Here is a 2,608-nt window from a genome sequence, read left to right on the forward strand (position 1 = left end):
TAATAAAATATACTCAATTACACAAGATAAGTGCTGTGGCAGAAAACAAAAAAGGATAAATATCTATATGAATGTTGAACTTAATGATAGTTTGAAAATACAAACAGTCAAGGAACATTCATCTGTTTCAGAGATATTATCTAAATTAGCTAAAGAATATTTAGAAAAAAAAATAGCTCTTACGAGCTATCGAGTGGAGCTTATATCCCCCACTAAAGTAGGGGGATTTACGCTCCTTTTTCATTAAATTTATTTAACTTCTAAAATTTTAACGGTCATATCTCCACCAGGTGTTTCGATAGTTACCATATCGCCCACCTTGTGTCCAATTAAGCTAGCCGCAATTGGGGATTCGTTAGAAATCTTCCCATTGAAAGCATCCGCTTCGGCAGAGCCTACAATCTGGTATGTTTCTGGTTCGTCATCATCTTCTTGGAAAACTACCGTCTTACCAATCGCAACCTCATCATCACTTACATCACTGTTATCAATAATTTCAGCATGTTGTAACTGATTTTCGATTTCTTTAATTTGACCTTCATTGTGCGCTTGTTCATCCTTAGCGGCTTCATATTCTGAGTTTTCAGATAAATCCCCAAAAGAACGTGCCACTTGGATGCGCTTCACAATTTCAGCCCGTTTTTCTGTTTTTAAGAATTCTAATTGTTCTTCTAATTTTTGCTTACCTTCTAAGGTCATTGGAAATGTTTTTTCAGCCATATTTTCACCTCATAAATTTACTTATCTACTAGTATAGCACATTTAATCACTAATGATATCACGAATCTTTGTGACCAACAAGTCAATCGCTACTTGATTAGAGCCCCCTTCAGGCACAATTAAGTCTGCATAACGCTTGGTTGGTTCAATAAATTGATGGTACATTGGCTTCACTGTACTTTGATACTGGTCAATCACTGATTGTAACGAACGTCCCCGTTCCTCCAAATCCCGTTGAATCCGGCGAATAATACGAATATCATCATCAGTGTCCACAAAAACCTTGATATCCATCAAATCCCGCAAGCGAGGATCATTTAAGACCAAAATTCCTTCCACAATGATAACTTCCTTAGGTTCGACTAAAACCGTCTTATCACTACGAGTATGTTCCGTATAATCGTAAACCGGAATTTCTACATTTTGCCACTCTAATAATTGCTTGATTTGTTCAATCATCAAATCAGTATCAAAAGCATCAGGATGGTCGTAGTTGGTCTTTACTCTTTCTGCCATGGGTTTTTCTGATTGATCCCGGTAGTAAGAGTCTTCTTCTAACATCAACAATGAGTGTCCTTGTAATTGATCAAAGATAGCGTGAGAAACCGTGGTTTTCCCGCTACCGGAGCCTCCAGTAACTCCAATAACAACAGGACGTGGACGTTTGTTTGGTGTAGACATTATTAATCTCCTCAATTATTTATTTTCATTTTTCTTACTTGCATCAGTTTTGGCTTGAACCATTTCAACATTTTTTTGATGTTCATCGTAGTCTTTCGAATAGTAAACTTTCTTACTATGGATATCAGCTACAAAGTAAAGGTAGCCCTTATCACGGTCTTTAGGGTTTAAAGTCGCCTTAATAGCGGAAAGGCTTGGGTTATTATAAGGTCCTGGACCATAACCCTCATACTTATACAGATTGTAAGGTGAATCAACTTCTAAATCCTTGTAAGTTACAACTTCCTTATGGTGCCCTAAAGCATAAAGAACAGCTACATCGGTTTGTAGTTTCATCTTCTTGTCAATCCGATTCCAAAAGACCCCGGCAATCATACGGCGATCATCGTCAGTGGCACCTTCACGTTCAACCAAAGACGCCATAGTTAAGACTTCGTGCACCGTGTACTTCTTATCCTTGATTTCTGCATAATAGGGTTGAAGATGTTGGTTGGTGGTAGCCACCATTTCCGTTACCAATTCCTTAAGCGTGGTTTTCTTGCTTGCTGTGTAGGTAGCGGGGTAAAGATAACCTTCTAAGCGATAGCGTACATCTTTAGCTTGCATAGCTGAATCCAAGAGTTCTGGATATTTAGCTTGTAATTCCTTCAAAAAACTCTCGTCATTTAGCAGGTTTAAGAACGCTTGCTTACTGTACTTAGTATTTAAAGCAACTTCATCACCAATCTGATCAGCCGTGGCCCCTTCTCGAACCACCACTCGGCCAGTATTCATTAGAGCTGTGGCTGAGCCACCCTTAGCCAATTCCTTAGCAATTTGCGTCAAGGTCATCGAAGGTTTTAGTACATAGTAACCTGACTTGAAACCTCCAAGTTTTTTGGTACGAGTATAGTAGTCAAAAACAAAACCGTTCTTAATGATTTTTTTCTTTTCTAAAATATTCCCAATTTGCTTACTAGTAGAACCGGCAGGAATTTGTACCTGAATTTGTTGACTAGAATTGGGATGCAAGGGTTTCAAGGCTCCTTGGACGTAATTATAAGTCACTCCACAGAAAGCTACAAATAAAAGTACCACCATAATAACCACACCATTCACAATTCGGCGGGCTTTTTTCGGTGTAGCTTTTCTCTCCCCCCGTGGTGGTAAGGATGAACCTTCGGCTGCGTCAAGCGTGTCTTTTTCATTTCTTTTCTTCACACTACTG

The 2,608-nt window shown here is 38.8% G+C and carries 4 protein-coding genes; 1 reads left to right on the top strand and 3 read right to left on the bottom strand.

Going from position 1 to position 2,608, the window contains the following annotated elements; translation table 11 throughout:
- Positions 1–247 (top strand): hypothetical protein (locus JCM10991_RS15960; protein WP_035189019.1); only part of this gene is annotated, 247 nt, incomplete at its 5' end.
- Between the two features lie 2 nt (positions 248–249).
- Here the strand turns inward: JCM10991_RS15960 and greA are convergent.
- From greA to mltG, 3 genes are all read right to left on the bottom strand, one after another.
- Entirely contained in the window at positions 250–720 is a 471-nt protein-coding gene (gene greA, locus JCM10991_RS11505) for a transcription elongation factor GreA (RefSeq protein WP_023859670.1), read from the bottom strand.
- Between the two features lie 42 nt (positions 721–762).
- Positions 763–1,401, bottom strand: a complete 639-nt coding sequence (udk, locus tag JCM10991_RS11510) for a uridine kinase (protein WP_025021568.1) — start codon at positions 1,399–1,401, stop codon at positions 763–765.
- Positions 1,402–1,416: 15 nt separating this feature from the next.
- Positions 1,417–2,608, bottom strand: a 1,192-nt coding sequence (gene mltG, locus JCM10991_RS11515) for an endolytic transglycosylase MltG (protein WP_025021569.1), incomplete at its 5' end; no start/stop codon positions are given.

It is taken from the genome of Ligilactobacillus equi DSM 15833 = JCM 10991 (genome assembly GCF_000615765.1).
Lineage (GTDB): Bacteria > Bacillota > Bacilli > Lactobacillales > Lactobacillaceae > Ligilactobacillus > Ligilactobacillus equi.